Genomic DNA, 21,433 nt, shown 5'->3' with positions numbered 1-21,433 from the left:
CGACCCGCGCCTTGCTCACCGTTCGAGCGCCTTGCTGTGATGCACCTGCTTGCTACCAGTAACTATAGTCCCTTTGGTAACATGCCGTTGCAATTTTCTTGTGTTTTTGCTTCCGGCTGGCATCATAATGCAAGGCCCGCCCTCGCGGCACCGACCAAGGACAGACCATGATTTCCGTAAACAGCGCCGCCATGCGTGCGTTCATCCTCGCGGGCAGCTTGCTGAGCGCCGCCGCACACGCGGACACACCGCCAGCGCAGGTCGACGCGAACTGGGCCACCGCGCCCGCGCCCGCCGCAGAGCCAAGGTGGCAAGACAGCCTGCCGCCCGCGCCGCCCGTGGAACCACGCGAAGAAAAGATCCTGCCCAAGAGCGAATGGCTGACCGTCGAACCGATGAAGGCGCCTGACCATCGCTGCGATCCCGGCCTCGATGCCTTGTTCTTGCCCAAGGAATGCGGCAAGGAACCCAGCTGGCTCGGCTCGCGCAAGAAGTAAGCGGGCTTACACGTCCAGCGTACTGGCGCCTTGCGCCTCGACGACCCTGTTGCGGCCCGCCTGCTTGGCCGCCTGCAACGCCTCGTCGGCCCGCTTGAACAGGCTGACGGTGCTGTCTTCGGCACGGATGGTGGTCACGCCCAGGCTGGCCGTCAGTTGCAGCACGGCGCGCTCCGTCTTGACGGGCAGCACTTCGACGGCGGCGCGGATGCGCTCGGCCACCATCAGCGCATCGGCCAGGGTCGTGCGCGGCAGCTGGATGGCGAATTCGGCGCCGCCCAGGCGGCCCATCAGGTCGCTGTCGCGCAGCTGCTGGCGGCAGGTGTCGACGATGGTTTTCAGCACCGCGTCGCCAACCGGATGACCGTAGCTGTCATTGACTCTTTTAAAGTGGTCGATATTGAGCACCACCAGCGCCGTCGGCAAGCCAGGCCGGCGCGCCAGCGCCATCCACGGCGCCAGCGCCTGGTAAAAGCCGCGCCGGTTCGGCACGCCCGTGGCCGCGTCGAGCACTTCCAGGCGCGCCAATTCGCCGCCCAGCTTTTCACGCGACAGCAGCAGATAGCCGAAAGCGTTCGTCAGCATCATCAAGTACAGGGCGCCGAAGCCGGCCAGCTGCATCAATTCCGCATCGAAACCGGGCACGGCGGCGGCCAGCACGCCGCGCGCGGCGATCAGCAGCGACAAAATACCCATGCTGACGACGAGGAAGCGGCGCAGCATGCTTGCCTCGCGCCATTTCAGGCACAAGGCCGCCACGCCGGCGAGGAAAAAGCCGGCCACGATCAGCGAACCACCGGCGCTGCGCAGCAGCGGCGCCACGTCGAACAGATAGCAGGCGGCGAACAACGTCACCGACAGCCCCAGCGCCGGCAGCACGGTGCGGCGCCAGCCGCTGCGCCCGGCCGCCTGCCACAGTGCGCCCGCATCGAGCGCCATGCCAGCAAACAGCAGGCTGTTGCCCAGCAAGATGGAGAGAAAATCGGGCAGCACGCCGCGGAAATACAGCAGGCACCAGGCCACGGCCTGGCACTGCTTGGCCACCGCCCAGGTGGACATGCTGAGCGACTTCTTGCGCTCATACTCGAAAAAGAACAGGGCCGCGCACAGGCTCAGGTTGCCGAGCGCCAAGGCCAGTACCAGGGTCTTGATATCCATGGGCTACGCCGTTGCCGCGCAGGCGCGGCGGGCCAGGTCAGATTTCGTGTTCGACATTGGTGCTGCCGTCGCCGATCTTGCTGGCCCACGCCTGCACGAAATACTGTTTTTCCACCTCGCTGGGCGCCTCGTGCCAGAAGACGATGAGGGTGCCCTTGTGGTCGTGGATTTGCGCCACTTTTTCAATGAAGCCGACGTTGGCGGCCTGGTCGGCCAGCGCCGCCGCGTAGCCGTACACGCGCGTCAAGCGCTCGATGCGGTCGGGCTCCGTAAAACTGTTCGTCGCCGTAATGATGGGGTGATCCAAAAACATGCTTGTCTCCATGGTGCCCGACTGCGCGGCCGTGCCGCCGCGCGCCGATATACGCATGCTCGGCGCGGATTAATCGGGTATGCTCACGGGAGCTTATCAGATTTCTCTGAATGCAACAAAGCATCTCCCCCAGTCCACTCAGCGAAGTCGTCCCATGCCGGAAAACAGAAGCACCACCCCGCTTGCCCCGCAGGTGCATACCTGTGGCGACCGGCGCCGCCTGGAATTCCAGCCCGGCATGATCCAGAGCGAAATGCTGCTGTCGCGCCCCGACCATCTGCTGCTGCGCTATGCGCGCGCCATGATGTGCTTTACCCTGTTCGTGCCCCGTCCCCGCCACATCCTGATGGTGGGACTGGGCGGCGGTTCGCTGCTGAAATTCTGCCACCGGCACCTGCCCGACACCCGCATCACGGTGCTGGAACTGCGCGCCGACGTGATTGCCCTGCGCGAGCAATTCATGCTGCCGCCCGACGACGCTCGCCTGCGCATCATCGAGACGGACGCCGTCAGCTATATCCGCCAGCATCCGGGCTGCGCCGACGTGCTGCTGCTCGACGGCTATGACGAAACGGGCTTGCCGCCGGCACTGGGCAGCGCGCGCTTCTATGCGGACTGCCTGCGCGCCCTGCTGCCCGGCGGCGTGCTGGTGGCCAACCTGTTCAGTTATGACGAACACTACCCCGCCATGCTGGCGCGCCTGATGCTCACCTTCCGCGGCGCCGTGTGCCACTTCGACGGCATCGCCGGCAATAACCGCATCATCTTCGCCGCCAGGCCCGGGCAAGGCGCCGACGGCCGCGCCGTGCGCGTGGTGCGCCTGGTGCGCTGGCGCCGGGTATGCGGCCTGGCGTTCCTGAACCGCTGGCTGCCGGCATGGCAGTTGTGGCGCTTGCGCCGCCAGTCAGGCGCGGGCAGCGACTGAAAGTCGTCTTCCCCGGTCATAGATATTGTTGCTTATTAGCAGTAATTTGGTGCAAAATCCGCATGATGGATGTGGTTTATGACAAACTACCGCCTGCGTGGGGCCGGCAGGCGCCGCCGAACCCAAGTGTCCATGAAGTGAGATAGGAAAAACCATGCTGCGTGGCCGCCTGCCATTGTCGATTTCCGCCGCGGCCGCGCTGACATTTGCCTGCGGCGTCAGCGTGACGGCCGTGCTGTTTGCCGCCATCAGCCAGCTCGAATACGACAAGATGGGCCTGAGCCTGCAGCAGCGCGCCGGCGCCAGGGTGGCCGCCATCGAGCAGGGGCTCGACGACGCGGTCGAGGTGCTGACGACAACAAACCAGCTGTTTGCCGCCGTCGTGCCCGTCACCCGGGAACAGTTCCACGACTTCACCACGCCGCTGCTGCAGCGCCATCCGTTCATCCAGGCCTTCAATTTCCACCGCATCGTGCCGCATGCGCAGCGCGCCGCCTTCGAGACGGAACTGCGGCGCATCGTGCCCGACTACACCATGACGGAAATGCGCGACGGCGTCGTCGTGCCAGCGACGACGCGCGCCAGCTACCTGGTGGTCGACTACCTCGAACCCCTGCAGGGCAACCGCCCCGCCTTCGGCCTGAACGTCAGCCCGAGCGGCGTGCTGGCGCGCGCGCTGGAACAGGCGATCGTCAGCGGCCAGACCACCGCCACCGGCCTGCTGGCCCTGGCGCAAGGGCCGCAACGGGGCTTCGTCATCGTGCGCCCCGTGTACCGCCACGGCGTGCCCCTGCAAACGATACAGCAGCGGCGCGCGGCGCTGATCGGCGATACGGCCGTCATCGTGCGCGCCGGGGAACTGGTGCAGAAAATCCTCGCCGGCGCCGACCTGCTGGGCGACTCGCAGCTTGAACTCAGCGTCTACGCGGACGCCGGCGCCGACCCGCACCAATTGATCTTCCGGCATGGCCAGGCGCCTGCCGACGAACCGGGCGGCGCCTGGGAATCGCTGCCCCGCTGGCTGCACTTTGCCTACCACAGCCATTACGACCGGGCCTTCGTTTCCGCCGGCCGGCCCTGGCATGTGCGCGTGGTGGCCCATCCGCGCCCCTTCCTGGCCGACCATCTGGGCTCCCTGTTCACCCTGATCACGGGTTTGCTGTTCAGCGTACTGACGGCCGCCTTCGTGCAATCGCTGACGCAGCGCTCGCGCCGCGTGCAATTGCTGGTGGAGCAGCGCACGGCCGACCTGAAACGCAGCAATGAGCTGCTCAGCGCCGACGTGCGGGCGCGCCAGCGCACGGAGCGCGCCTTGCAGGAAAGCGAAAAGCGCTTCCGCCGTCTGCTGGCCCTGTCTTCGGACTGGTACTGGGAACAGGACGCCAACTTCTGCTTCACCCACATCACCAGCGGTTTCACGGACAAGTCGAACATGCCGCTGGAACGCTTCATCGGCATGACGCGCTGGGACAACAACCCGGAAATGCGCAATTCGCGCTGGGGCAAGCAGCATATCGCCAACCTGGAAGCCCACCTGCCCTTTTCCAACCTCGAATATGCGATGCACGACCGCGATGGCCAGCTGCGCTGGTTCAGCATCAATGGCGAGCCGCTGTTCAACGAGCTGGGCGACTTTCGCGGCTACCGGGGCACGGGGTCCGAAATCACGGAACGCAAGCTGGCCGAGCAGCAAATCCAGCACATCGCCCACCACGACGTGCTGACAGGCTTGCCCAACCGCGCCCTGCTGCGCGACCGCCTGGCGCAAGCGATGGCCCTGTCGCGCCGCAAGAACCGCGCATTATGGGTGCTGTTGATCGACCTGGACCGGTTCAAGTTCGTCAACGACAGCCTCGGTCACAAGGCGGGCGACCTGCTGCTGAAAACCATCGCCACGCGCTTGCAGTCCAGTCTGCGCGAAAGCGACACGGTGGCGCGCCTGTCCGGCGATGAATTCGTCGCCATCCTGTGCGAGCAGGCCGACGAAGTGCTCAGCGGCGCCATCGTGCAGCGCGTGATGGATGCCGTGGCGCAGCCTGTGCTATTGGATGGCAAGGAATTCTTCGTCACCTGCAGCATCGGCGTGGCCGTCTACGACATGTCGCGCTACGACGCGCCCGGCGACGTGACCCTGAATGGCGAGACGCAGAACCTGATCGAGCAGGCCGACATCGCCATGTACTGCGCCAAGAAACAGGGCCGCAACAACATCAAGTTCTACACGACGGCCATGAACCAGGCCACCCTGGAGCGCCTGCGTATCGAGACGGCGCTGCGCAACGCCCTGGAACGCGAGCAGTTCGTGCTGCATTACCAGCCGCAGGTGGACCTGGCCAGCGGGCGCATCGTCGGCGTGGAAGCGCTGCTGCGCTGGCAGCATCCGGACCTGGGCATGGTGGCGCCGCAGCGCTTCATCGCGCTGGCGGAGGATACGGGCCTGATCGTGCCGATCGGCGCCTGGGTCATGCGCGAAGCGTGCGCGCAGGTGAAGCGCTGGCATGCGGCGGGGCTGGACACCTTGCGCCTGGCCGTGAACCTGTCGGCGCGCCAGTTCAACGAGCCGAACCTGGTCGCGTCGATCGCCGACGTGCTGCTGGAAACGGGCTTGCCGCCCGCCTGCCTGGAACTGGAACTGACGGAGAGCCTGTTCATGCACGACGTGGCGCTGGCCGTCAGCCAGCTGCACGACATGAAGGCGCTGGGGGTGCAGCTGTCGATCGACGACTTCGGCACCGGCTATTCCAGCTTCGCCTACCTGCGCACCTTCCCCATCGACGTGCTGAAGATCGACCGCAGTTTCGTCGGCGACGTGGCGCGCGACGCGGACGACGCAGCCATCGTCGTCTCCATCATCGCCCTGGCGCACAATTTGAAGCTGCGCGTGGTGGCCGAAGGCGTGGAAACGGCGGAGCAGCTCGATTACCTGCGCCGCCATGGCTGCGACGAGGCGCAGGGCTATTATTTCAGCCGGCCGCTGCCCGCCCATGAAGTGGAAGCCCTGCTGCGGGCGGAAGAATCGCACGTCATGCTGTAGGCGACGGCGGCACCCTTGCCCCGAGTTCGAGCTCGTCCCAGTCGTCGTCCAGGCCGGATTGCGCCAGCAGGGAAGCCACATCCGTGGCATGCGCCGGATCAATGTCCTGCTCCGGATGCGGCCACACGAAATCGCATTCCGTGCAGACGATCACTTGCTGGCCCGTCTGGCGGACCGTGGCGTGCACCAGGTCGCCATATTCGTCGCAGGTGGGGCACTGCATGCCATGTGCGCTCATGTCCGGGCCTTACAGTTTCTGTTGCAGGAATTCGAGGAAGCAGCTGATGCGCTGCGCCAGCTGCGTGTTGCGGTAGTAGACGGCGTGGATCTGCTGGCGGTAGCCCGTGTAAAACGGCTGCAGCACCCGCACCAGCCGGCCGGCCGCGATGTCGTCCTTCGTCATGAAGTCGGACAGGCAGACGATGCCCTGGTCGTGCAACGCCAGCTGGCGCAGGGTTTCGCCGCTGGACGCGGCCAGCGCCGGCACGATCTGCAGGCTGTTGCCCGCTTCGTGGCGCAGCGGCCAGTTATTCCCCAGCTCATATTGCGCAAAACCCAGCAGCGCATGGCCGGACAGCGCTTCCGGCGTAGCCGGGGTGCCGTGGCGCGCCAGGTAGGCGGGCGTGGCCAGCACGTGCAGCGGACTGGCGCTGAGCGGGCGCGCATGCAGGGTCGAATCGACCAGGGCGCCAATGCGGATGGCGATATCGGTGCGGTGCTCGAGCAGGTCGGCGATCTGGTCGTTGCTGGTCAGCTCCAGGCGGATGTCCGGGTACATGGCGCGAAATTCCGCCACGTGGGGCACCACGCAATGGAGCATGAAGGGCGAGGCGGCATCAACGGACAGCCGCCCGGCCGGCTTCTGGCGGCGGATGCGGATCGACTCTTCCACGTCTTCCATCGACGCGAGGATGGCGCGCGCCTTGTCCAGGAACAGCTGCCCCTCTTCCGTCAGCTCCATGCGGCGCGTGGTGCGCGTCAGCAGCGACGTGGCCAGCTTGTCTTCCAGGCGCGACAGGGCGCGGCTGACACCCGAAGTGGTTTGTCCCAGGTGCACAGCGGCCGCGCTCAGGGTGCCGCTGTCGATGACGGTGACGAAGATTTTCAGGTCGTCCGAATTGATATCCATTGTTGCCTTATTATTGCCGCATTGTTGCGCTATTTTCACATATCGCGCCATTATAATGGAATCATGGCAACAGTGATGGCAAGGGATAACGTCAGGCAACGTAGAACAAAATGGCGATAAAATGACAGCTACTGCCGGCCAGCACGAACAGGTGCCAGATGCCGTGGCCATGGCGCAGCTTGTGGTCGGTGGCATAGAAAGCGATGCCGCCCGTGTAGCACAGCCCGCCTGCCACCAGCCACAGGAAGCCGTTCCACTCGAGCGCCGCCAGCAGCGGCTTGATGCCGATGACGATCAGCCAGCCCATGGCCACGTAAATCACCAGCGACAGGATGCGCGCGCCTTTCGCGTACACGTATTCCTGCACGATGCCAAGCAAGGCCAGGCCCCAGACGACGCCGAACAGCGACCAGCCCCACGGCCCGCGCAGGGTCACCAGCATGAAGGGCGTGTAGGTGCCCGCGATGAGCAGGTAGATGGCGCAGTGGTCGAGCCGCTGCAGCATGGCCTTGGCCTTGCCGCGCACGCTGTGGTACAGGGTGGAAGTGAGGTAGAGCGTGAGCAGCATGGCCGCATACACGCTGCAGCTGACGATTTTCCAGGGATCGCCCGTGCGGGCCGCCGCGACGATCAGGATGACGCCGCCGATGGCCGCCAGCGCGGCGCCCACCGTATGGGAAATGCTGTTGAACCGTTCACCGTGGTACATGCTTGACCGCCCGCCGCGTTAAAAACAGGCTCATCGTACACGCTTGGGGAGATCGGGGTGCGCGGTTTGCGCAAGGCAGGGACCGGAAAGCGGGGGCGCATGCGATTGCCGCCCCGCTTGTTGCCGCTCAGGCTATCAGGCAGCTTCCGCCTTCTTGCGCGCAGGACGGCGCGCCGGCGTCTTGCGCGGCGCCTTGGCCGGCTTGTCTTCCGCCACGGCAGCCACTTCCACCGGCGCCGCTTCAACGACAGGCGCAGCTTCCACCACAGCTTCGGCCGCCTTCTTGGCCGGTTTCTTCGCCGCAGCCGCCTTGCGGGCCGGCGTGCGCGGCTTGGCCTTTGGCTTGGCTTCGGCGGCGGCTTCCACCGGCACTTCGGCTACCGGCTCAGGCGCAGGCGCAGGCACGGCTTCCGCCACCGGCGCCACCTCGACGGCGACGACTTCGGCGCGCGCTTCGCGGGCGTCATCGCCATTCTTGCGGCCACCGCGGCCATTGCGGCGCGAACCGCGCTTGGCGTTGCCCTCTTCTGCAACCACCTCGGCCACCGCTTCGGCGGCGGCTTCGGCCACTTCATGCTGCACTTCCGGCTGCGGCGCCGGCGCATACTGCTCGACGATGACGGCTTCGGCGTCAGCCACCGGCACGAAGGCCTGTGGCGCGGACTCGCCGCGGCGTTGCTCGTTCTGCTTGCGGCCGCCACGGCCATTGCGGCGCGAATCGCGGCGGCTGCCGCCTTCGCGGTGATTGCCCTCTTCCGCCGCCACGCCGGTCTCGCCGCTGACCTCATTGGCTGTATCCGCGTTCGCGGCGGCCGGCACGGCCACCAGGCCGCTGCTGCGGTAGACATAGGCGCCCGATTTTTCATCGCGGCCAAATTCCAGCAAGCCGCGCGTCTGCGCCTCTTCCAGCAGGTTGCCGAAGGTGCGGAAACCGTAATAGGACTCGCTGAAGTCCGGCTTGCGGCGCTTGATCGCTTCCTTCAGCATCGAGGCCCAGATCTTGCCGCTGTCGCCGCGCTCGGACACCAGCGCGTCGAAAGTCTCGACAGCCATTTCGATCGCTTCCGTCTTGCGCGACTCGTATTTTTCCTTGCGGCGCACTTCCTCGTCCGGCGAGCGCTTGGCGGCAGGCGTGTCGCGCGCGTCGCGCTTGGCGGCCGTGCGGCGGCTTTCGCGCACCAGGTCATCGTAGAAAATGAATTCGTCGCAGTTGGCCACCAGCAGGTCGGACGTCGACTGCTTGACGCCCACGCCGATCACCTGCTTGGCGTTTTCGCGCAGTTTCGACACGAGCGGCGAAAAGTCGGAATCGCCGCTGATGATGACGAAGGTGTTGACGTGGGCCTTGGTGTAGCACAGGTCCAGCGCATCGACCACCAGGCGGATGTCGGCCGAATTCTTGCCCGACTGGCGCACGTGGGGAATTTCGATCAGTTCGAAGTTCGCTTCATGCATGGTGCCCTTGAAACTTTTATAACGGTCCCAGTCGCAATATGCCTTCTTGACAACAATACTGCCCTTGAGCAGCAAGCGTTCCAGGATGGGCTTGATATCGAATTTTTCGTAATTTGCATCTCGCACGCCGAGCGCGACGTTCTCGAAGTCGCAAAACACGGCCATGCTGAGGTTTTCTGGGGATGACGCCATAAGGGTGAATTCTCGCTGATGATAAGGGCGGACGGGAAGCGCAACGCCTCCCTTTTCGCCTAGTATATTCGCCCATCCCCCGTTTCGGCGACAACTATCGTGCGCGGCGGCCTATTGCGCGCCGCCGGCGGCGCTTGCGCTGGCGCCGGCGAGCGGCCAAACGACGCTTTCATCGACCGAATACAGCTGGCACGGCAGGCTGCTGCGCCGCTGGCACGAGGCCAGTGCGCGCACATCGGGACTTTCGCCCTCCTCGGCCCAGCCCCAGGCGCCGCTGGCCGACAGGGCAAAGGCGCGCGGCGCGGCTTTCTCCAGGAAGACGCGGTAGGCGGCGCGCCCCTGCTCTTCCAGGTAGGGCACGGCGGCGATATCGTCCTGCAGCGCGAAATGCGTGGCGGGCGGCGACGGCGCATCGGCCACGCGGTAGACCTGGCGCACCGGCATGCCGATTTTCTGCAGGAAGCGCTCGGTGGCGGGCAACCACACGGCCACGCCGTCGCGGCTGCCCAGGGTCAGGTGCGCGTCGCGCTTGAACGGGCCATAGGCGAGCAATTGCGCCCGGCCGCCCGAACCGGTAAAGGAATTGAACAGCCGCCGCGCCAGCGCCGGCGAAAAATACGAGTCGTTCGCGCCATACAGCCACAGGCTGGGGATGTGGTTGTAGGCGCCCAGGGTGGCAAAGGACTTGGCCAGCGCCCCTTGCCAGTCGCAGCCGGGCATGTCGACGCGCAGGCCGCCGGAAAAATTGAGCACGCCCCGCACGCCAGGCAACACCCGGGTGGCCAGCGCCAGCGCCGCCATGCCGCCGTACGACTGGCCCGCGACGACGATGCGTTCCGGGTCGACCCAGCTCTGGCGCCGCGCATACGCGAGCGCGGCCAGCACGTCGCGCGCCTGGCCCTGGGCGTTGCCCAGCATGTCGCAGCCGAAATCGCGGTAGGCGCCCGTGGAGCGCGCAAACCCGGCGCGCATGGGCAACATCACCACATAGCCGCGGCGCACGAATTCGGCGGCCATATAAATGAAGCGCTCGCGCGCCTGCAGTTTCGCCGGCCCGGCCTGCTTGCCGTGATTCATCAGCAACAGGGGAAACGGGCCGGGGCCGGCGGGACGGAACACCGTCGTCTCCAATGTCTCGCGCAAGCCGTCGCCGGCCGGCACCATGATGATTTGCTCGTTCAAGCGCGCATCGAGCGGCAATGAGGCAGAAGCAGGCTGAGCTTGCAGGGTCAGGCAAGGCCAGCTGAGCAGTAAAGCCAGGCAAAGGCGGCGTACGAGGGGAGAAATGGCAGGCTCCATGCGAGATTTCCCAGCCAGTCTAGGCAGTGAAAGGGCGCAGGACAATATTAAAACATTATGGATGGGTAACTTTTTTTGCAGTCATCGACGGCGCGGAAAAATGTTGCCTTGCACCAACCACATAGCGCCTGCATGGGAGTAAACTAGGAGCCTTCTGAAGGAGTTGCCATGTCCATATCCGCCCTCACCACCGGTACCTCGGGGCTGACCGCCAACCAGCGCGCGCTGGATGTGGCCGCCAATAACATCGCCAATGCGAATACGCCCGGCTTCCAGCCGCAACAAGCCGAGTTCCAGGAGTCCAGCCCGGCCGGCACGGGCGTCACCCTCTCCGTCGAAGGACGCAAGCTGGCCGCCGGCGAAAGCGTCAGCGGCGCCAATGCGAATGCGGCCAAGGCGGCCGAAAGCCGGCCGAACGGCGTCGGCCTGGCGTCAGAACTGACGGATAACCTCGTCTACAAGGCCGGTTTTAATTTGTCGGCGAATGTCGTCAAGGCGGCCGACCAGGCCCTGGGCAGCCTGATCGACGTCAAGACTTGAAGCAGCAAACATCCACGGCGACTATCGGCAAGATAGTCTAATTTTTCATTTCCAGCGCCAAGGGCGCCATCGCCGGTTGAATCAGCGCCAGCAGCCGTTCGGCGGGAATGCCGTCGCGCGCCTGCACCGACAAGCCATGCAGCAGCGCCGCATAATAGTCGCCCAGCGCCTGCACGTCCGCTTCCTCTTTCAATTCTCCCGCCAACTGCGCCGCGCGCAGGCGCTCGATGACGGCCTGCGTGCGTGCGCGGCGGTGCTGCGCCAGCCAGTCGGCGATGCCCGCGTTGTCCGCGCTCGTATTCGTGGCGGCCGTGACCACCATGCAGCCCTGCGGCTGGCCGCTGCGCGTATATAGCAGCACGGCTTCTTCCAGCATGCGCGCCACGGCGTCGCGCACATTCAGGCTGGCCGCCAGCGCATGCACGGCAAACGCGCCCTCGCCCGTTTCATACAGTTCCACGGCTTCGCGGAACAGCTGCTCCTTCGAGCCGAACGCCGCATAGATGCGCGCCGAGGCGATGCCCAGCGCCGCCACCAGGTCGGCCATCGATACGCCTTCATAGCCGCGCGTCCAGAACGCGTCGCGCGCTTTTGCCAGCGCCAGCGCGCGGTCAAATTCCCTCGGTCTTCCTGCCATTTTCATCCTCTGCTTGCAAACTGGCGGCCAGTATAACGCTTGCAAGCCATACCGATTCCGCATTTATTTTGCATCACGGCCTTGACCGCGCAGAAAATTTCGCCTATTCTTTGTCGATCGACAAACAATAGGAGCCGATATGAAAACCATCCAAGGACCAAGCCTGCACCTGGCACAATTCGCCGCCGATACGGCGCCCTTCAACACCCTGCCCGCCATCGCCGAGTGGGCGGCCGGCATGGGCTTCAAGGCCCTGCAGATCCCCGCCTGGGATGCACGCCTGTTCGACGTGGCGCAAGCGGCCCACAGCCAGCAATACTGCGACGACCTCGTCGCCATGCTGGCCAGCCATGGCCTCGTCATCAGCGAACTGACGACGCACATCCTCGGCCAGCTGGTCGCCGTGCACCCGGCCTACGACGCGCTGTGCGACAGCTTTGCGCCGGCACACCTGCACGGCCAGCCGGCGGCGCGCACCGAGTGGGCCATCGAGCAAGTGAAACTGGCGGCCATGGCCTCGAAGCGCCTGGGCCTGACCGACATGGGCACGTTCTCCGGCTCGTTCGCCTGGCCCTACCTGTTCCCGTTCCCGCAGCGCCCGCCCGGCCTGATCGAGGCGGCCTTCGACGAACTGGCGCGCCGCTGGCTGCCCATCCTCGACGTGTGCGAAGAACAGGGCATCAACCTGTGCTACGAAATCCACCCGAGCGAAGACCTGCATGACGGCATCAGCTTCGAGATGTTCTACGAGCGCGTGGGCCGCCACCCGCGCTGCAAGATGCTGTTCGATCCGAGCCACTTCGTGCTGCAGCAGCTGAACTACCTGGAATTCATCGACATCTACAAGGACCATATCCGCATGTTCCATGTGAAGGATGCGGAATTCAATCCGACGGGACGGCAAGGCATCTACGGCGGCTACCAGTCGTGGGAAAACCGCGCCGGACGCTTCCGTTCGCTGGGCGACGGCCAGGTCGACTTCAAGGCCATCTTCTCGAAGATGGCGCAAAACGACTACGCGGGCTGGGCCACGCTGGAATGGGAATGCTGCCTGAAGGACCAGGAGGTGGGTGCGCGCGAAGGCGTGGCGTTCATCAACGCCCACATCATTCCCGTGACCGACAAGATCTTCGACGATTTCGCCGGCGCCCCCGTCAGCGCGCAGCAGATCAATACCCTGCTCGGCATCACGCACAACTAATCAACTGAATCAACGCAATCGAATCAATACAAGGACTTGCCATGCATCAGAATGAAGACAGCTACACCCACGACTACGTGCGCATCGACGGCCAGCGCCTGCATTGCGTCATCGCCGGCGAAGGCAAACCCGTGCTGCTGATCCCCGGCTGGCCGCAAACCTGGTACGCCTGGCGCCACGTGATGGCGGCGCTGGCCGCCAACGGCTACCAGGCGATCGCCATCGATCCGCCCGGCAGCGGCCACTCGGAACGTCCGGCCGGCGGCTACGACACGGGCGCCGTTGCCGCCACCCTGCACCGCGCCATGCTGGCCCTGGGCCATGCGCAGTACGACGTGGTGGGCCACGACATCGGCATGTGGGTCGGCTATGCGCTGGCCAGCGACTTCCCGCAGGCAGTGACGAAACTGGCGCTGACGGAAGCCGTGATACCGGGCCTGGCGCCAGCGCCGCCGATTTTTGTCGCGCCGTCCGACAACATCTTCCTGTGGCACTTCATGTTCAACCAGGTGCTCGATTTGCCCGAGATGCTCACGGCCGGCAAGGAGCGCGAATACATCCGCTTCATCCTGGACCGCTGGTCGTACCGCCGCGACAAGGTGGCCGTCGACGTGTATGCGGACGCCTATGCCACGCCGGGCGCCCTGCGCGCGGGCTTCGCCTACTACCGCGCCATTCCGGAAACCATCCGGCAAAACCTGGAGCGGGCGAAAAAGAGCCTGGCCATGCCCGTGCTGGCCATCGGCGCCGACCATGCGACGAATGACGCGCCCCTGCTGACCATGCAGGGCAAGGCGGACATCCTGAAAGGCGCCATCGTCGCCGAATGCGGCCACTTCATCATGGAAGAACAGCCGGAAGCGTTCATCGCCCACCTGCTGCCGTTCCTGGCCGGAGACGCCGCATGAGCCTCGATCCGCAAGTAGCGGCCTTCCTGGCGCTGGCAAACGATGCGCCGCCGCCCGCCTCGCTGGCGGACCTGCGCGCCGCCACGGAAACGGGGCTGCGCCAGTTGCACGGGCCGCTGGAAGACGTCGCCTCGATCAGGGACTACGTGCTGCCTGGCGAGCATGCGCTGACCGTGCGCGCCTACGTGCCCGCCGGCGCGGACACAGGCAAGCCCCTGCCGGCCATCGTCTTTGCGCATGGGGGCGGCTGGTGCCTGTGCTCGCTGGACCTGTACGACAATCCATGCCGTGCGCTAGCCAACGCCACCGGCTGCGTGATCTTTTCCGTCGACTACCGGCTGGCGCCCGAGCACAAGTTCCCCGTGCCGCTGAACGATTTTTACTCGGCGCTGTGCTGGGTCGCCCAGCATGGGGCGGCGCTGGGCATCGACGTGAACCGGCTGGCCGTGGGCGGCGACAGCGCGGGCGGCAACCTGGCGGCGGCAGCGGCCCTGATGGCGCGCGACCAGGCCGGTCCCGCGCTGGCGCACCAGCTGCTGCTGTACCCGGCGCTCGATTTCGCCTTCGACACGCCGTCCTACCAGCGCTATGCGGAAGGCCATTCGCTGACGCGGGAAGCCATGCGCTTTTGCTGGTCGGCCTACCTGAACGAGCCGGCTGACGGCGCGCAGCCCTACGCGGCGCCCCTGCGGTCAACGTCGCTCAAGGACTTGCCGCCGGCGACCGTGCTGGTATGCGAATACGACCCGCTGCACGACGAAGGCGAAGCCTATGCGCGGTATTTGCGCGACGACGGCGTGGCGGCGCAATGCGTGCAGCTCGACGGCATGATCCACGCGTCGATGCACATGCTGGGCCTGACGCCAGCGGCGCGCGGCCTGTTCGACGTGGCGGGCAAGGCCATGCGGCAAGCGCTGGCAGCATAAAAAAACGCGCCGGGGATGGCTCCACGGCGCGTTTTTTTCATCAGCTGCGCGTCATTCCACCAGCTTGCGCACTTCGATACCGTTCAGCCACTTCACGTGGCGCGGACCCGTGCGGATGTCCTTTGCCGAAATGAGGGCGATCTCGCCATCGTTGTCGTCGAGCGCCTTGCCGTTTTTTTCGTAGTAGACGATCACGCCCTCGCCGGCCGGCGCGTTATACAGCTCGCCCCAGGAAAACACCACGGCATAGCCGTCGGTGGCCGTGGCGATGATGGCGAGCTTCTTGACGTCGTTGTGACCCGGCGCATCGAGCACCGCCTTGTCGAGAATGTCGCGCAGGCGCACGCCGCGATAGCTGGTGATGGTTTCGGCCTTCTCGCCGTTATGGCGCGTGACGGCGATTTCGCCGCCGTTGGCCGGCGGCAGCTGGCGCAGGTCGGCCACTTTCAGCGTCAACGGCGTTTCCACCACGCCCGTCACGGCCAGCGCGTGGCTCATGTTGTCGCGCGCCGGCGCAGGCGCGGCAGACCACGCGGGTGCCGCGGCCAGCAGCGCGGCCGAGGCGAAACCGGCGGCTATTTTCTTGAACATGCTGTGTCCTTTCATTGAACAGTCAAACAATCAGAACTGGTACTGCGCATTGGCCAGCCAGGTGCGTCCCGCGCTGGGAAAACCGTCGGACAGCGCGTAATTGCGGTCGCCCAGGTTCGCCACGCCCGCTTCCAGGCTCAAGGCCGGCAAGGGACGGTACACAGCCTTCAGGTTCACGGTCGTAAAGCCGCCGAGTTCCAGGGTGTTCGACACCCAGCGTCCGCTGTTCGATTCGGCGATGGCCACCACGTCGACCTGGCGCGCCGCATGCAGCACGGCGTGCGCCGTCAGCTTGTGGCGCGGCACGTCCGTCAGGCGGATGGCGCGGTCGCTGACGTTCTTCATGTCCGTGTAGGTATAGTTGCCGCCGAAGTCCAGCCAGGCGCCGGCGCTGCCGCGCAAGCCCAGCTCCACGCCGCTGATGTGCGCCCTGCCCGCGTTCTGCATCTGCGCGCGCACGCCCGAGACGTTCGCCACGCTCTGGATCTTGTCCTTCACGTCGCTGTAGAACAGCGCCGCTTCCAGCGCCACGCCCTGCAAGTTTCCTTGATACCCCAGCTCATAATTGATCGCCTCTTCCGCGCGCAGGGCCGGGTTTTCGATATACGTACCCAGGCGCTGCGAGTAGCGGTCCTTCAGGGTCGGCAGGCGCGACTTGCGCGCCACGGTGGCGTACACGCGCGCACCGGCGCCGACCTTGCGGAACAGGCCCGCCTGCAGGTCGGTGGCCGATTGATTGTCGGGCAGGGTATAGGCATTGCCGGCGCTGTAGACGGTGTCCGGGCGCAGCGCGTTGCGCGAGACGCCCAGCGACAGTTCCGTCGCCCCGTTCAGGGCGATGCTGTCTTCCGCGCCCAGGGTCCACAGGGCATCCTTGTACCAGGTGGTGCGCACGCCCTTGGCATCGAGTTCCTGGTGTTCGTCGGCCTTGTAGCTGGCCACGAAACGCAGGCTGTGCGCGGCCAGGCGGAACGATTCGAGTTCCACCGCGCCGCCATTCGTGCGGTCGTTGTAGATGCTGCGCCCGCCGCTGACGCTGCCCTGGCCGCTGGTTTTCAGGGTCGTGTAGCTGCCGTTCGTATAGGACGTGATTTCATTGTCGTAGCTGTCGTGGTACAGCCGCAGTTTCAGGCGCTCGGCCTCGCCCAGGCGCGTCTGCGAGACGAAATACACGCTTTCCTTGTTCCAGTACGGCCATTGCCAGTAGCGCGCGCCGACGGGATTGACCGATGGCGGCTGGCCTTTTTCGCCATGCTGCTTGTAGTAGCTGAGCACGTATTCATCGCCTGCCTGCGCGCCATCGGGCGTGTAGCCCACCTTGAACGACAGTTTATGGTCCTTGCGATACGAGTTGTTGCGCATGCCGCCGTCTTCCGTCGCGGTCGGGCGGAAATCCGACGACAGGGGGAAACCGTCGCTGTCGATGTACGACACGCCCGCCTGCAGATACCACAGGCCCTGGTTGCTGCCCACGTTGGCCGACACCTGGCGCTCGCTGCCCGAGCCGAAACCGACGGAAGTGTCGCCTTCCAGGCGCGCCACGGGTTTGCGTGACACCAGGTTAATGGCGCCGCCCAGGGTATTGGCGCCATAGGCCACGGAGCTGAAACCCTTGGCCACCTGGATGGCGGCCAGGTCGCTGGTCGTGAAGCGGTTGAAATCGACGTAGCCGTCATACGGCACGTAGACGGGAATGCCGTCGATATACAGCGGCACCTGGCGCGCATCGAAGCCCCGGATGGCGACGGTCTTTTCGTTGCGCGAGTTGGTCGACAGCGATACGCCCGACAGCAAATTGAGGGCGTCGCCCACGTTGTCGCGGTTAAAGCGGCGCATCTCGGCGCGGCTCACTTGCGCGCCCACCTGCTGTTCCGCCTGGCCTGCCTGCTCGCGCTGGCCGATCACCGTCACCGTGCCCAGCACGAACGGCGCCGCCGCCTCCGCGTCATCCCTGCTCCCTGTTTGCTGCGCCTGCGCCATCTGCGCCAGCGCCAGCATCACGGCGCCTGCCATTACCTGTTTCAACATCGTCTAGATCTTTCCACTCTCGTTATATATCGTCTTATATAGCGATACTCAAAAAAGCGGCCATCCCTGCGGCGGCCGTCACCCAACAGCGCAATATACAGACGTATATAGCGATGCTCAAGCGACAAGGCGGGAAACCCCTGCCCAAGTCAATTTTCGAGGCAAATTTCATGCATTGTTTCATGCACTGCAGCATTTCGCTGTGCGAACGAATGTTTCACAAAACGGTTGACATGCGGGAGCCGGCTAGGCAAACTGATTTCCAGGGAGCCTGAAAATGAATGCAAATATGACAAATATTCAGACCGCAGCAGATCCGGAACTCATCGTCTTCAGCGATGACGACGAAGGCAAGGACCGCCAGTTCGTCAACGCGCTGGCGCGGGGCCTGGAAGTGCTGCGCTGCTTCCGCCCTGGCGAAGTATTCCTGTCGAACGCGGACATGGCCAAGCGCACGGGCATCCCGAAACCGACGATTTCGCGCCTCACCTATACCCTCACCAAGCTGGGCTACCTCAATTATTCGGACAGCCTGGGCAAGTACCAGCTGGGCGCCGGCGTGCTGGCCCTCGGCTACCGCATGCTGTCGAACCTCGACGTGCGCAAGATGGCGCGCCCCCTGATGGAAGAACTGGCCGAACATGCGCAGGCGTCCGTCTCGCTGGGCACGCGCGACCGCCTCAGCATGGTGTACGTGGAAACGTGCCGCAGCAGCGCCAACGTCACCCTGCGCCTCGACGTCGGTTCGCGCATCCCATTGATGACGACGGCCATGGGCAAGGCCCTGCTGTGCATCCTGCCGCAGGCCGAACGCGACTACCTGATGGACCATGCGCGCGTGCACGAGACGGAACGCTGGCCGCGCATCAAGGCCGGCATCGAGCAAGGCTTCAAGGATTACCAGGACCGGGGCTTTTGCATCTCGGCCGGCGAGTGGCAGAACGACGTGCACGCGGTGGGCGTGCCCATGCTGGGTGCCGATGGCGAACAGGTGATGGCCTTCAATTGCGGCGGCCCCGCCTTCCTGCTGTCGCGCGAAAAACTCGAAGGTGACCTGGGACCGCGCCTGGTCGCCCTCATCAAGACGGTAGAAAAAAACCTGGGACGCGGTTAGAATGCGCGCCCCCTCACAATGACAGCTCCGAGGACCCTGATGATACGCGACGAAGAAACCCTGAACATCCTGCTCGACAGCATCGCCCGTTTCGTGCGCGAAGTGCTGGTGCCGAACGAGGCGCTGGTGGCCGAAACGGACACCATCCCGCCCGCCATCGTGGCGCAGATGCGCGAACTGGGCCTGTTCGGCCTGTCGATCCCGGAAGCCTACGGCGGCCTGGAACTGAGCATGGAAGAAGAAGTGCGCGTGGCGTTTGAAATCGCCCGCACCTCGCCCGCCTTCCGCTCGCTGATCGGCACGAACAACGGCATCGGCTCGCAGGGCATCGTCATCGACGGCACGGAAGCACAAAAACAATACTATCTGCCCAAGCTGGCGGCCGGCGAAATCATCGGCTCGTTCGCGCTGACGGAAGCGGGCTCCGGCTCCGACGCCGCGTCGCTGCGCACGACGGCCGTGCGCGACGGCGACTTCTATATCCTCAACGGCAGCAAGCGCTACATCACCAACGCACCCGAAGCGAGCATTTTTACCGTGATGGCGCGCACGGACCCCGTCAAGCGAGGCGCCTCGGCCATCTCCGCCTTCATCGTGGAAAAGGACACGCCCGGCCTCTCGCTGGGCAAGATCGACAAGAAGATGGGCCAGCAAGGCGCGCATACCTGCGACGTGATTTTCGAGAACTGCCGCGTCCCTGGCGCAAACCTCATCGGCGGCAAGGAAGGCGTAGGCTTCAAGACGGCCATGAAGGTGCTCGACAAGGGCCGGCTGCACATCGCCGCCGTCTGCGTGGGCGCGGCCGAGCGCATGCTGGCCGACGCCCTCGCGTATGCGATGGAACGCCAGCAGTTCGGCCAGCCCATCGCCGAATTCCAGCTGATCCAGGCCATGCTGGCCGACAGCAAGGCCGAGATCTACGCGGCGCGCAGCATGGTGCTCGACGCCGCGCGCCGGCGCGACAACAAGGAAGACATTTCGACGGAAGCGTCGTGCTGCAAGCTGTTCGCTTCCGAAATGTGCGGCCGCGTGGCCGACCGCTCCGTGCAGATCCACGGCGGCGCCGGCTACATCAGCGAATACGCGGCCGAGCGCTTCTACCGCGACGTGCGCCTGTTCCGCATCTACGAAGGCACGACGCAGATCCAGCAGATCGTCATCGCCCGCAACATGATCAAGGCAGCACAAAAGTGAAGGAGGCCGCGATGGACATTCCAGCCCTGCTGGCCGGCTTGCCGGCGCGCCTGTCGGCCATCCCGGCACACTGGGCGGCGCGCGCGCCGGACGCGCCCGCGCTGCATGAAGGTGGCCGCAGCTGGACCTATGCGCAGCTGCAGCACAGTGTCGAGAGCGCCGCGCAGCTGCTGCGCGATTTGCAGGTGCGCGCCGGCGACCGCCTGATGGTGGTGGGCGAAAACGGCGCGCTGCAGGTGGCGCTGATCTTCGCGGCGGCCAGCATCGACGCGTGGATCGTCAACGTCAATGCACGCCTGTCGGCACGCGAGATCGACACCATCGCCGAGCATTCCGGCGCGCGGCGGCTGCTGTTCCTGGCCGGCGCCTCGCCGGAAGCGGCCGCGCACGCGGCACGTCGGGGCGCGGCCGGCGCCGTCACCGTTGACGGCATGGGCGAGCTGCTGGCGGGCGCATTGAACGACGCCGCCATCGCGGAAGCCTGCGTGCCCGGCAACGAACAGGTGGCCGCGCTGATCTACACGACGGGCACCACGGGCCAGTCGAAAGGCGTGATGCTCACGCACCGCAACCTGCTGTTCATCGCCGCCGTCTCCAGCACCTTGCGGGGATTGACGCGCAGCGACCGCGCCTACGGCGTGCTGCCCATTTCGCACGTGTATGGCCTGGCCTCCGTTGCCCTGGGCACCCTGTATGCGGGCGCCGCGCTGTACCTGGTGCCGCGCTTTTCCGTCGACGGCCTGCTCTCGGCCCTGAAGGACGACGGGCTGACCATCGTGCAGGGCGTGCCCGCCATGTACGCGAAACTGCTGCAAACGCTGGGCGGCGCCGGGACGCCGCTGCCCACCCGGCTGCGCTTTGCGTATGCGGGCGGCTCGCCGCTGGCGCCGTCGCTCAAGCACGAGGTGGAAAAGCTGCTGGGCACCGCGCTGCATAATGGCTACGGCATGACGGAAAGCGCGCCCACCATCAGCCAGACGCGGCTCGACGCGCCGCGCCACGACAGCTCCGTCGGCACGCCGATTCCCGGCGTGGAAGTGCGCGTGGTGGACGTGGCGGGCACGGACGTGGCGCCGGGCGAAGCGGGCGAACTGTGGATACGCGGGCCGAACGTCATGGCCGGCTATTACCGCGAACCGGCCATGACGGCAGCCACCATGCGCGACGGCGGCTGGCTCAATACGGGCGACATGGCGCGCCAGGATCCCGACGGCGCCCTGTTCATCGTGGGACGCACCAAGGAACTGATCATCCGCTCCGGCTTCAATGTGTATCCGCTGGAAGTGGAAACGGCGCTGAACGCCCACCCGTCCGTGGTGCAGTCGGCCGTGGTGGGACGCACCGTGGCCGATGGCAACGAGGACGTCATCGCCTACGTGGAGCTGGACCCGCGCCAGCCCGCCAGCGTGGCACAATTGCAGGCCTGGCTGGCGCAGACCCTGTCGCCGTACAAATGCCCGTCCGCCATCATCGTCATGGACGCGCTGCCGGCCGCCGCCACGGGCAAGATTTTAAAGGGGCAGCTGCGGCAAATGGCGCAGAATGCACGATAAGTTGACCATGTATTACCAGAACCGACAATA

General features: G+C 65.4%; 20 protein-coding genes. 10 read left to right on the top strand and 10 right to left on the bottom strand.

All coding sequences use genetic code 11. The features are described 5' to 3' along the window. Positions 1-167 precede the first annotated feature (167 nt). Positions 168-497: a hypothetical protein gene (locus NCG91_RS22060; RefSeq protein WP_251351213.1), complete on the top strand. Its 330-nt coding sequence runs from the start codon at positions 168-170 to the stop codon at positions 495-497. Between the two features lie 6 nt (positions 498-503). Here the strand turns inward: NCG91_RS22060 and NCG91_RS22055 are convergent, their stop codons facing one another. Beyond that, a complete protein-coding gene (locus tag NCG91_RS22055) occupies positions 504-1,655 on the bottom strand; it encodes a GGDEF domain-containing protein (protein ID WP_251351212.1) in 1,152 nt (383 codons plus the stop codon). A 37-nt stretch (positions 1,656-1,692) separates the two neighbouring features. Further along, positions 1,693-1,968, bottom strand: coding sequence for a hypothetical protein (locus NCG91_RS22050; RefSeq protein WP_034757372.1), 276 nt, complete (start codon positions 1,966-1,968; stop codon positions 1,693-1,695). Positions 1,969-2,122: 154 nt separating this feature from the next. On the opposite strand from NCG91_RS22050, the gene NCG91_RS22045 reads away from it, so the two are divergent. Continuing rightward, positions 2,123-2,893, top strand: a complete 771-nt coding sequence (locus tag NCG91_RS22045) for a spermine/spermidine synthase domain-containing protein (protein WP_251351211.1) — start codon at positions 2,123-2,125, stop codon at positions 2,891-2,893. A gap of 154 nt (positions 2,894-3,047) precedes the next feature. Further along, positions 3,048-5,927, top strand: a complete 2,880-nt coding sequence (locus tag NCG91_RS22040; protein ID WP_251351210.1) for a bifunctional diguanylate cyclase/phosphodiesterase — start codon at positions 3,048-3,050, stop codon at positions 5,925-5,927. Here NCG91_RS22040 and NCG91_RS22035 read toward each other — a convergent pair. The 5 genes from NCG91_RS22035 to NCG91_RS22015 all read right to left on the bottom strand — a co-directional run bounded on the left by NCG91_RS22035 (position 5,917) and on the right by NCG91_RS22015 (position 10,711). Continuing rightward, on the bottom strand, positions 5,917-6,165 hold the full coding sequence (locus NCG91_RS22035; protein ID WP_251351209.1) for a hypothetical protein: 249 nt from the start codon (positions 6,163-6,165) through the stop codon (positions 5,917-5,919). The two genes, NCG91_RS22040 and NCG91_RS22035, sit on opposite strands and share 11 nt — an antisense overlap. A 9-nt stretch (positions 6,166-6,174) precedes the next feature. Continuing rightward, positions 6,175-7,056, bottom strand: coding sequence for a LysR family transcriptional regulator (locus tag NCG91_RS22030; RefSeq protein WP_251351208.1), 882 nt, complete (start codon positions 7,054-7,056; stop codon positions 6,175-6,177). Positions 7,057-7,147: 91 nt separating this feature from the next. Then, positions 7,148-7,765 (bottom strand): PAQR family membrane homeostasis protein TrhA, encoded by a 618-nt coding sequence (trhA, locus tag NCG91_RS22025; protein ID WP_251351207.1) that lies wholly within the window; start codon positions 7,763-7,765, stop codon positions 7,148-7,150. Between the two features lie 135 nt (positions 7,766-7,900). Further along, the gene (locus NCG91_RS22020) at positions 7,901-9,412 is read right to left on the bottom strand and encodes an NYN domain-containing protein (RefSeq protein ID WP_251351206.1); all 1,512 of its coding nucleotides are present in this window, start codon (positions 9,410-9,412) and stop codon (positions 7,901-7,903) included. 111 nt (positions 9,413-9,523) lie between these two features. Beyond that, the gene (locus NCG91_RS22015) at positions 9,524-10,711 is read right to left on the bottom strand and encodes a dienelactone hydrolase family protein (protein ID WP_251351205.1); all 1,188 of its coding nucleotides are present in this window, start codon (positions 10,709-10,711) and stop codon (positions 9,524-9,526) included. A 168-nt stretch (positions 10,712-10,879) separates the two neighbouring features. On the opposite strand from NCG91_RS22015, the gene NCG91_RS22010 reads away from it, so the two are divergent. Then, positions 10,880-11,251 carry a flagellar basal body protein gene (locus NCG91_RS22010; RefSeq protein WP_251351204.1) on the top strand — a complete coding sequence of 124 codons (372 nt, stop codon included), beginning with the start codon at positions 10,880-10,882 and terminating at the stop codon, positions 11,249-11,251. A gap of 37 nt (positions 11,252-11,288) precedes the next feature. Here NCG91_RS22010 and NCG91_RS22005 read toward each other — a convergent pair whose 3' ends face one another. Next, positions 11,289-11,888, bottom strand: a complete 600-nt coding sequence (locus tag NCG91_RS22005) for a TetR/AcrR family transcriptional regulator (RefSeq protein ID WP_099668135.1) — start codon at positions 11,886-11,888, stop codon at positions 11,289-11,291. Positions 11,889-12,027: 139 nt separating this feature from the next. Here NCG91_RS22005 and NCG91_RS22000 point away from each other — a divergent pair, with 139 nt between their 5' ends. From NCG91_RS22000 to NCG91_RS21990, 3 genes are read left to right on the top strand one after another with little or no spacing between them, the layout of a single operon-like run. Beyond that, positions 12,028-13,089 (top strand): sugar phosphate isomerase/epimerase family protein, encoded by a 1,062-nt coding sequence (locus tag NCG91_RS22000; protein WP_099664526.1) that lies wholly within the window; start codon positions 12,028-12,030, stop codon positions 13,087-13,089. 41 nt (positions 13,090-13,130) lie between these two features. Continuing rightward, complete coding sequence (locus NCG91_RS21995; protein WP_251351203.1) at positions 13,131-13,997, top strand: alpha/beta fold hydrolase; 867 nt, start codon at positions 13,131-13,133, stop codon at positions 13,995-13,997. Then, positions 13,994-14,923 carry an alpha/beta hydrolase gene (locus NCG91_RS21990; RefSeq protein WP_251351202.1) on the top strand — a complete coding sequence of 310 codons (930 nt, stop codon included), beginning with the start codon at positions 13,994-13,996 and terminating at the stop codon, positions 14,921-14,923. The genes NCG91_RS21995 and NCG91_RS21990 overlap by 4 nt, the downstream gene beginning before the upstream one ends. A gap of 51 nt (positions 14,924-14,974) precedes the next feature. Here NCG91_RS21990 and NCG91_RS21985 read toward each other — a convergent pair whose 3' ends face one another. Beyond that, on the bottom strand, positions 14,975-15,514 hold the full coding sequence (locus NCG91_RS21985; RefSeq protein WP_251351201.1) for a molybdopterin-dependent oxidoreductase: 540 nt from the start codon (positions 15,512-15,514) through the stop codon (positions 14,975-14,977). A gap of 30 nt (positions 15,515-15,544) precedes the next feature. Next, a complete protein-coding gene (locus NCG91_RS21980) occupies positions 15,545-17,542 on the bottom strand; it encodes a TonB-dependent receptor plug domain-containing protein (RefSeq protein WP_251351200.1) in 1,998 nt (665 codons plus the stop codon). Positions 17,543-17,831: 289 nt separating this feature from the next. On the opposite strand from NCG91_RS21980, the gene NCG91_RS21975 reads away from it, so the two are divergent. The 3 genes from NCG91_RS21975 to NCG91_RS21965 are packed head-to-tail and all read left to right on the top strand — an operon-like array spanning position 17,832 to position 21,403. Beyond that, the gene (locus tag NCG91_RS21975) at positions 17,832-18,656 is read left to right on the top strand and encodes an IclR family transcriptional regulator (RefSeq protein ID WP_251351199.1); all 825 of its coding nucleotides are present in this window, start codon (positions 17,832-17,834) and stop codon (positions 18,654-18,656) included. 39 nt (positions 18,657-18,695) lie between these two features. Next, the gene (locus NCG91_RS21970) at positions 18,696-19,850 is read left to right on the top strand and encodes an acyl-CoA dehydrogenase family protein (RefSeq protein WP_251351198.1); all 1,155 of its coding nucleotides are present in this window, start codon (positions 18,696-18,698) and stop codon (positions 19,848-19,850) included. A gap of 11 nt (positions 19,851-19,861) precedes the next feature. Next, on the top strand, positions 19,862-21,403 hold the full coding sequence (locus tag NCG91_RS21965) for a class I adenylate-forming enzyme family protein (RefSeq protein ID WP_251351197.1): 1,542 nt from the start codon (positions 19,862-19,864) through the stop codon (positions 21,401-21,403). Positions 21,404-21,433: the final 30 nt, after the last annotated feature.

Origin of the sequence: Janthinobacterium kumbetense (assembly GCF_023703445.1) — a bacterium.
Lineage (GTDB): Bacteria > Pseudomonadota > Gammaproteobacteria > Burkholderiales > Burkholderiaceae_D > Janthinobacterium > Janthinobacterium kumbetense.
The sequence above is the reverse complement of the archived record's forward strand: the minus strand, read 5'-3'. Positions and strand labels throughout refer to the sequence as shown.

Excerpts from the sequence above, each read along its gene's own strand:
- NCG91_RS21970 (WP_251351198.1), top strand. The coding sequence starts at position 18,696 with ATGATACGCGACGAAGAAACCCTGAACATCCTGCTCGACAGCATCGCC.
- NCG91_RS22000 (WP_099664526.1), top strand. The coding sequence starts at position 12,028 with ATGAAAACCATCCAAGGACCAAGCCTGCACCTGGCACAATTCGCCGCC.
- NCG91_RS22050 (WP_034757372.1), bottom strand. The coding sequence starts at position 1,968 with ATGTTTTTGGATCACCCCATCATTACGGCGACGAACAGTTTTACGGAG.
- NCG91_RS22055 (WP_251351212.1), bottom strand. The coding sequence starts at position 1,655 with ATGGATATCAAGACCCTGGTACTGGCCTTGGCGCTCGGCAACCTGAGC.
- NCG91_RS22030 (WP_251351208.1), bottom strand. The coding sequence starts at position 7,056 with ATGGATATCAATTCGGACGACCTGAAAATCTTCGTCACCGTCATCGAC.
- NCG91_RS21975 (WP_251351199.1), top strand. The coding sequence starts at position 17,832 with ATGACAAATATTCAGACCGCAGCAGATCCGGAACTCATCGTCTTCAGC.
- NCG91_RS21990 (WP_251351202.1), top strand. The coding sequence starts at position 13,994 with ATGAGCCTCGATCCGCAAGTAGCGGCCTTCCTGGCGCTGGCAAACGAT.
- NCG91_RS22010 (WP_251351204.1), top strand. The coding sequence starts at position 10,880 with ATGTCCATATCCGCCCTCACCACCGGTACCTCGGGGCTGACCGCCAAC.
- NCG91_RS22035 (WP_251351209.1), bottom strand. The coding sequence starts at position 6,165 with ATGAGCGCACATGGCATGCAGTGCCCCACCTGCGACGAATATGGCGAC.
- NCG91_RS21980 (WP_251351200.1), bottom strand. The coding sequence starts at position 17,542 with ATGTTGAAACAGGTAATGGCAGGCGCCGTGATGCTGGCGCTGGCGCAG.
- NCG91_RS22020 (WP_251351206.1), bottom strand. The coding sequence starts at position 9,412 with ATGGCGTCATCCCCAGAAAACCTCAGCATGGCCGTGTTTTGCGACTTC.
- NCG91_RS22005 (WP_099668135.1), bottom strand. The coding sequence starts at position 11,888 with ATGGCAGGAAGACCGAGGGAATTTGACCGCGCGCTGGCGCTGGCAAAA.
- NCG91_RS22040 (WP_251351210.1), top strand. The coding sequence starts at position 3,048 with ATGCTGCGTGGCCGCCTGCCATTGTCGATTTCCGCCGCGGCCGCGCTG.
- trhA (WP_251351207.1), bottom strand. The coding sequence starts at position 7,765 with ATGTACCACGGTGAACGGTTCAACAGCATTTCCCATACGGTGGGCGCC.
- NCG91_RS21995 (WP_251351203.1), top strand. The coding sequence starts at position 13,131 with ATGCATCAGAATGAAGACAGCTACACCCACGACTACGTGCGCATCGAC.
- NCG91_RS21985 (WP_251351201.1), bottom strand. The coding sequence starts at position 15,514 with ATGTTCAAGAAAATAGCCGCCGGTTTCGCCTCGGCCGCGCTGCTGGCC.
- NCG91_RS22015 (WP_251351205.1), bottom strand. The coding sequence starts at position 10,711 with ATGGAGCCTGCCATTTCTCCCCTCGTACGCCGCCTTTGCCTGGCTTTA.
- NCG91_RS21965 (WP_251351197.1), top strand. The coding sequence starts at position 19,862 with ATGGACATTCCAGCCCTGCTGGCCGGCTTGCCGGCGCGCCTGTCGGCC.
- NCG91_RS22045 (WP_251351211.1), top strand. The coding sequence starts at position 2,123 with ATGCCGGAAAACAGAAGCACCACCCCGCTTGCCCCGCAGGTGCATACC.
- NCG91_RS22060 (WP_251351213.1), top strand. The coding sequence starts at position 168 with ATGATTTCCGTAAACAGCGCCGCCATGCGTGCGTTCATCCTCGCGGGC.